Consider the following 6,275-nt stretch of genomic DNA (forward strand, 5'->3'; position numbering starts at 1 on the left):
TGCTCCAGAAAGGATGGGCCGCCCACTATCGATGGCCCGCCGCCACCCTGGCAAGCCCGTCGAACGGGAAGCGTCCGCTGATCGGCCGGAAGCGGTGCGCCACCGGCCGCCGAGCCTTGCCATCCCGCGCCGAAAAACCCGCACATCTTATTGTTAAGCGGGCGCCTAAAGCGTTAAGGTTCAGGCATCCCGTTGCCCCTATTGCTGCCTCCGCCACGGGCCTGGCCGGCGGACGGCATCCGTGACCGATGAGTAACACGATGGCTGATTTACCGATCGACGACCTTAACATTGCCTCCAACGAGGCACTGATCACCCCCGAACAGCTCAAGCAGGAACTGCCCCTCACCGAAACCGCCCGCCGCACCGTGAGCGACGGCCGCCAGGTGGTGCGCGACATTCTCGACGGCAAGGACCACCGTCTGTTCGTGGTGGTGGGCCCCTGTTCGATCCACGACATCAAGGCCGCCCACGAATACGCCGAGCGCCTCAAGGGGCTGGCCGCCGAGGTCTCCGACACCCTGTACCTGATCATGCGCGTGTACTTCGAGAAGCCGCGCACCACCGTCGGCTGGAAGGGGCTGATCAACGACCCCTACCTCGACGACTCGTTCAAGATCCAGGACGGCCTGCACATCGGCCGCAAGCTGCTCTGCGACCTGGCCGAAATGGGCCTGCCGACCGCCACCGAGGCGCTCGACCCGATCTCCCCGCAGTACCTGCAGGACCTGATCAGCTGGTCGGCCATCGGCGCACGCACCACCGAGTCGCAGACCCACCGCGAGATGGCTTCCGGCCTGTCCTCGGCGGTCGGCTTCAAGAACGGTACCGACGGCAGCCTGACCGTGGCGATCAACGCCCTGCAGTCGGTCTCCAGCCCGCACCGCTTCCTCGGCCTCAACCAGCAGGGCCAGGTGTCCATCGTCACCACCAAGGGCAACCGCTACGGCCACGTGGTGCTGCGCGGCGGCAACGGCAAGCCGAACTACGACTCGGTCAGCGTCGCCCTCTGCGAACAGGAACTGGCCAAGGCCGGTATCAGCCCGAACATCATGGTCGACTGCAGCCACGCCAATTCCAACAAGGATCCGGCCCTGCAACCGCTGGTGATGGAGAACGTCGCCAACCAGATCCTCGAGGGCAACAACTCGATCATCGGCCTGATGGTGGAGAGCAATCTGGGCTGGGGCAGCCAGTCGATCCCGAAGGATCTCTGCGACCTCAAGTACGGCGTCTCCGTGACCGATGCCTGCATCGACTGGGACAGCACGGAAAAGACCCTGCGCAGCATGCATGCCAAGCTCAGGGATGTGCTGCCCAAGCGCAAGCGCGGCTGAGTCCAGCCAGCGTCCGCACACAAAAAAGCCGGGGTCTGACCCCGGCTTTTTTGTGTGCGGACGCTTCACTCCTGAGCCTGCGCCTCCAGGCCGCGATTGCGCTGGCGCCGCTCCATGTAGCGCTCCACGTAGGAGCAGGACGGTATCACCGTATAGCCCTTGTCCTCGGCGTACTGCAGCGCCTGCTCGGTCAGCGCCGCAGCCACGCCGCGCCCGCGCAGGGCATCGGGCACGAAGGTGCGATAGATGTCGATGGTCTGTTTGCCCAGATCCATGTAGGACAGGTAGGCCCGGCAGCCATCCACCGTCACCTCGAACTGCTTGCATGCCTGATCATGCCGAATGGACAGTGACTCACTCATCACGGTTCTCCCCTCGCCCAACTCGTCCGCCGTCGCTGATTGCGGCGACCATGAAACTGTCTGTCTGAACTCAAGACATTAGCAAAGCCTACCCGGCCCTGTCCAAAATCCGTGTCGCAGCCAAGCCCTGCGACCGCCTCAGCGGTCAATCCTGAATTTGACCGGTCCCAGACCGCCAAGTGCCCGCCGCCAACGGCCGGGAGCGATTATTTTTTAAACAAACGACAGACCAAATGCCACGCAGGACAAAAAATTCCCCGTGACTTGCGCGAGACACGTTTACTTACTAAAAGTAATGCGTACTATATAACCCAGCCGATTTCCCGAGAGGGAAATTGCATTACGGAAGTCCACCCAAAGGGGAACACGATGAACAACGTTCTGAAAATTTCCGCTCTGACCCTGGCCGCCATCCTGGCTACCGGTTGCAGCAGCATGTCCAAGGAAACCGAAGCTCGTCTGACCGCCACCGAAGACGCCGCTGCCCGCGCTCAGGCTCGTGCCGACGAAGCCTACCGCAAGGCCGACGAGGCTCTGGCTGCCGCTCAGAAGGCTCAGCAGACCGCTGACGAAGCCAACGAGCGCGCTCTGCGCATGCTGGAAAAAGCCAGCCGCAAGTAATAGGTCTCCAGACCTTGCATTTGCAGAAGCCGACCCGCGAGGGTCGGCTTTTTTATTGTCCGCCACTTTCCCCTGGCAGCCCCACGGACAATAAAAAACCCGCTGCAGCCTGACTGCAGCGGGTTTTTCCAGCCAGCGACGGCCTGCTCAGTGCGTCGCCGCGCTGGCTACTTCCTCGCGCGACAGGGCGATCTCCACTGGCAGACCATCCTCGGCGGCCACCACCTCGCGCACCACCTCCCAGTCCAGGCGCATGCTGTCCCTGAGATCGTCACGCTTGAGCAGGGTATTGATCACCTCGGTATGCTTGTCGACCACCGACGGCTCGCCATGATCGTCGAGCGGAGTGTGCGCCTCGAGATAGACCTTGCCGCCGGCCACACCGAACTTGTAGGGCTCGTTGATGATGCGCACCGACGTGCCGACCGGAGCCATCTTCGCCAGTTCCAGCACATTGTTGTTGAGCATGCGGAAACAACCATGACTGACGCGCATGCCGATGCCGAACTTCTTGTTCGAGCCGTGGATCAGGTAACCCGGCGTGCCCAGGGTGAACTTGAACGGCCCCAGCGGATTATCCGGCCCGGCCGGCACCACCGCCGGCAGGATGTCGCCCTCGGCGGCATGCTCGGCGCGGATGGAGGCCGGCGGCGTCCAGGTCGGATTCGGCATCTTGGCGGTGATGGTGGTGTTGGCGATGGGCGAACCCCAGCCTTCGCGACCGATGCCCAGCGGGTAGGTATGCACCACGTTCTGCCCCTTGGGGAAGTAGTACATGCGGTACTCCGCGAGGTTGATGACGATGCCCTCGCGCGGACCGGGCGGCAGGATGTAGCGGGTGGGCAGGATGATCTCGGTGCCCACGCCGGGCAGCCACGGATCGACCCCCGGATTGGCGGCGACCATCTCCAGGTAGCCCAGATCGTTGGCCGTGGCGATGTCGGCGAAGGTATCCTCGTACTTGGCCTTGATCACCCGTACCTGGCCGACGACATCCTCCCCGGGCGGCGGCAGGGGCAGCTCCAGTGCGCCGGCGGGCGCGGCCAGCAGCAATGCGGCCAGGCTGGCCAGCATGGGACGAACGGCAAGGACACGCGAGAACATCGAGAGTACCTGAGCAGAGTTGATGGTCAATTATTGTACATCGACAACCGACGCCGGGGAAAATTCAGCGCACCGGCCAGTCCCGCGGCAGGCCGCGGCGATCGGCGCGCAGACGCTGCAGACAGACCGAACACAGCCGGCGGTCCTTCAGGGTGGCCCTGTCCAGCTCCTCCCACAACGGCTGTGCCGGCAGCAGGCTGCCGCACAGGGTATGGTCGCCCGGATCGTCCAGCTCCAGCTGCCGGGCAACCAGATGCATGCGCACCTCCTGACAGGCGAACAGGTCCAGCTGCTCGGCGGGAACGAGCAGCCGGTAGGCATAGAGGGACCAGGGCTGGCGCGACATCAGGGGGCTCCGGGGCGGCGCGGCGCGCAACCTTAGCCGAAAGCCTCGAACGGGAAAAGCACTAAAGCAGCGGCCGCAGCGTCGGCCAGAGATTTTCCAGCAGGATCGGCTGGGCCTCGGCCGCCGGATGGATACCGTCGGCCTGCATCAGGCCGGCGACCCCGCCGACGCCCTCCAGGAAGAACGGCACCAGCGGCACCTCCTTCTTCTGCGCCAGATCGAGGTAAACCTTCTCGAAGGCGCTGGCATAGCGCTGGCCGTAGTTGGGCGGCAGCCTCATGCCCAGCAGCACCACCTGCGCGCCGGCCTCGCGACTGCGGGCGATCATGCCGGCAAGATTCTGTTGCAATCGCGCCGGCGGCTGGCCACGCAGGCCGTCGTTGCCGCCCAGCTCGATCAGCACCAGTTGCGGCCGGTGGTCCTCGAGCAGCGCCGGCAGGCGCGCCAGACCGCCGGCACTGGTGTCGCCGCTCACCGAAGCGTTCACCACCTGCCATTGCGGCGCCTCGCGCTGCAGACGCTCGGCGAGCAGGCTGACCCAGCCCTGGCGGGTTTCCAGGCCAAAAGCCGCGCTGATACTATCGCCGACGACCAGCAGGGTTCCCGCCGCCGCATTCTGCACCAGCAACAGCAGACCCAGGCAGCCGCTCAACAACCAAGGACGCATCTGACTCTCCATGAACGCCAGCATTCTAGTCGCGCGTAACCTTAGCAAAGTGGTCCGCAGCGCGGAAGGCGAGCTGACCATCCTCGCCGACCTCAGCCTGGAGCTCGTCCGCGGCGACAGCCTGGCCATCGTCGGCCGTTCCGGCTCGGGCAAGTCGACCCTGCTCGGCCTGCTCGCCGGCCTCGACCGCCCCAGCGACGGCGAGGTGCTGCTCGCCGGCCACGCCCTGTCCACGCTCGACGAGGACCAGCGCGCGCGGGTGCGCGCCGAGCACGTCGGCTTCGTGTTCCAGTCGTTCCAGTTGCTCGACAGCCTCACCGCCCTGGAGAACGTCATGCTGCCGCTGGAGCTGGAAGGCCGCGACGACGCCCGCCCCTGCGCCCGCGAACTGCTCGAGCGCGTCGGCCTCGGCCAGCGCCTCTCCCACTATCCGCGCCAGCTCTCCGGCGGCGAGCAGCAGCGGGTGGCGATCGCCCGCGCCTTCGTCGGCGAGCCGGACATCCTGTTCGCCGACGAACCCACCGGCAACCTCGACAGCCAGACCGGCGAGCGCATCAGCGAGCTGCTCTTCGAACTCAACCGCGAACGCGGCACCACCCTGGTGCTGGTCACCCACGACGCCCGCCTGGCCGCACGCTGCCGCCAGCAGATCCGCCTGGAGGCCGGCCGTCTGATCGCCGCGCAGGCCTGACATGCGCAACCTGCCGCTGTCCCGACTGCTGCGCCTCGCCCTGCGCCAGCTGCTGCGCGAAGCGCGCAGCGGCGAGCTGCGCGTGCTGTTCTTCGCCCTGCTGATCGCCGTGGCGGCGAGCAGCGCCATCGGCTATTTCGGCGCCCGCCTCAATGCCGCCATGCTGCTGCGCGCCGGCGAGTTCCTCGCCGCCGACCTGGTGCTGCGCGGCACGGCGCCGGCCAGCCCCGAGCAGATCGCCGCCGGCACCAGCCAGGGCCTGGAGCACGCCCGCGCGGTGGAGTTCTCCAGCGTGATCGCCACCGACCAGGGCGTGCAGCTCGCCAGCGTCAAGGCGGTGGACGACGCCTACCCGCTGCGCGGCCGTCTGAAGAGTGCCGCGCAGCCCTACGCCAGCGAGGAGCCCGGCGGTCGGCCGGCGCCGGGCGAAGCCTGGGCCGAGGCGCGCCTGCTGGCGGCGCTGGACCTGAAGGTCGGCGACCCGATCGAGGTCGGCCGCCAGATGCTGCGCCTGACCCGGGTGCTGACCTACGAACCGGACCGCAGCAGCGACTTCTACAGCCTGACCCCGCGGGTGCTGATCCACCTCGCCGACCTCGACGCCACCGGCGTGGTCCAGCCCGGCAGCCGGGTCAGCTACCGCGAACTGTGGCGCGGCGCGCCTGAGGCCCTCGCCGCCTACCGCCGCACCGTGCAGCCCGGCCTCGCCGCCCACCAGCGCCTGCAGGACGCCCGCGACGGCAACCGCCAGGTCGGTGGCGCCCTCGACCGCGCCGGGCGCTACCTCAACCTGGCCAGCCTGGCCGCCGTGCTGCTCGCCGGCGTCGCCGTCGCCCTGTCGGCGACCCGCTTCGCCAGCCGCCGTCTCGATCTCAGCGCCATGCTGCGCTGCTTCGGACTGACCCGCCGCGAGACGCTGCTGCTGTTCGGCCTGCAGCTGCTGCTGCTCGGCCTGCTCGCCAGCCTGGCCGGCGCCCTGCTCGGCGCTCTGGCGCAGCTCGGCCTGTTCCATCTGCTCGCCGGGCTGCTGCCGCCGCAGATCCCCGGTGGCGGCCTGCAGCCGGCGCTGGTCGGCATGGCCACCGGCCTGGTGGCGCTGGCCGGCTTCGCCCTGCCGCCGCTGGCCGCGCTGGGCCGGGTGCCGCCG

The 6,275-nt window shown here is 67.3% G+C and carries 8 protein-coding genes; 4 read left to right on the forward strand and 4 right to left on the reverse strand.

Going from position 1 to position 6,275, the window contains the following annotated elements; translation table 11 throughout:
- The first annotated feature begins 260 nt into the window (after positions 1–260).
- Entirely contained in the window at positions 261–1,337 is a 1,077-nt protein-coding gene (locus E5198_RS05525; protein ID WP_168772478.1) for a 3-deoxy-7-phosphoheptulonate synthase, read from the forward strand.
- Between the two features lie 65 nt (positions 1,338–1,402).
- Here E5198_RS05525 and E5198_RS05530 read toward each other — a convergent pair whose 3' ends face one another.
- Entirely contained in the window at positions 1,403–1,699 is a 297-nt protein-coding gene (locus E5198_RS05530; protein ID WP_136489015.1) for a GNAT family N-acetyltransferase, read from the reverse strand.
- A gap of 369 nt (positions 1,700–2,068) precedes the next feature.
- Between E5198_RS05530 and E5198_RS05535 the strand changes: the two genes are divergently transcribed.
- Positions 2,069–2,320: an Lpp/OprI family alanine-zipper lipoprotein gene (locus E5198_RS05535; protein ID WP_090348647.1), complete on the forward strand. Its 252-nt coding sequence runs from the start codon at positions 2,069–2,071 to the stop codon at positions 2,318–2,320.
- 147 nt (positions 2,321–2,467) lie between these two features.
- Here E5198_RS05535 and E5198_RS05540 read toward each other — a convergent pair whose 3' ends face one another.
- From E5198_RS05540 to E5198_RS05550, 3 genes are all read right to left on the reverse strand, one after another.
- A complete protein-coding gene (locus tag E5198_RS05540; protein WP_372239866.1) occupies positions 2,468–3,424 on the reverse strand; it encodes a L,D-transpeptidase family protein in 957 nt (318 codons plus the stop codon).
- A gap of 64 nt (positions 3,425–3,488) precedes the next feature.
- Positions 3,489–3,770: a hypothetical protein gene (locus tag E5198_RS05545; protein ID WP_136489016.1), complete on the reverse strand. Its 282-nt coding sequence runs from the start codon at positions 3,768–3,770 to the stop codon at positions 3,489–3,491.
- A 61-nt stretch (positions 3,771–3,831) separates the two neighbouring features.
- Positions 3,832–4,437: an arylesterase gene (locus E5198_RS05550; protein WP_136489017.1), complete on the reverse strand. Its 606-nt coding sequence runs from the start codon at positions 4,435–4,437 to the stop codon at positions 3,832–3,834.
- A 10-nt stretch (positions 4,438–4,447) separates the two neighbouring features.
- Between E5198_RS05550 and E5198_RS05555 the strand changes: the two genes are divergently transcribed.
- Both E5198_RS05555 and E5198_RS05560 read left to right on the forward strand, forming a co-directional pair.
- The gene (locus E5198_RS05555; protein WP_136489018.1) at positions 4,448–5,128 is read left to right on the forward strand and encodes an ABC transporter ATP-binding protein; all 681 of its coding nucleotides are present in this window, start codon (positions 4,448–4,450) and stop codon (positions 5,126–5,128) included.
- Positions 5,129–5,138: 10 nt separating this feature from the next.
- Positions 5,139–6,275 (forward strand): ABC transporter permease (locus E5198_RS05560; RefSeq protein WP_136489020.1); only part of this gene is annotated, 1,137 nt, incomplete at its 3' end.

It is taken from the genome of Pseudomonas sp. A-1 (genome assembly GCF_004801855.1).
Lineage (GTDB): Bacteria > Pseudomonadota > Gammaproteobacteria > Pseudomonadales > Pseudomonadaceae > Geopseudomonas.

Bases quoted from the DNA above. Each gene is read 5' to 3' on its own strand.
- E5198_RS05525 (WP_168772478.1), top strand. From the start codon at position 261: ATGGCTGATTTACCGATCGACGACCTTAACATTGCCTCCAACGAGGCA.
- E5198_RS05530 (WP_136489015.1), bottom strand. From the start codon at position 1,699: ATGAGTGAGTCACTGTCCATTCGGCATGATCAGGCATGCAAGCAGTTC.
- E5198_RS05535 (WP_090348647.1), top strand. From the start codon at position 2,069: ATGAACAACGTTCTGAAAATTTCCGCTCTGACCCTGGCCGCCATCCTG.
- E5198_RS05540 (WP_372239866.1), bottom strand. From the start codon at position 3,424: ATGTTCTCGCGTGTCCTTGCCGTTCGTCCCATGCTGGCCAGCCTGGCC.
- E5198_RS05545 (WP_136489016.1), bottom strand. From the start codon at position 3,770: ATGTCGCGCCAGCCCTGGTCCCTCTATGCCTACCGGCTGCTCGTTCCC.
- E5198_RS05550 (WP_136489017.1), bottom strand. From the start codon at position 4,437: ATGCGTCCTTGGTTGTTGAGCGGCTGCCTGGGTCTGCTGTTGCTGGTG.
- E5198_RS05555 (WP_136489018.1), top strand. From the start codon at position 4,448: ATGAACGCCAGCATTCTAGTCGCGCGTAACCTTAGCAAAGTGGTCCGC.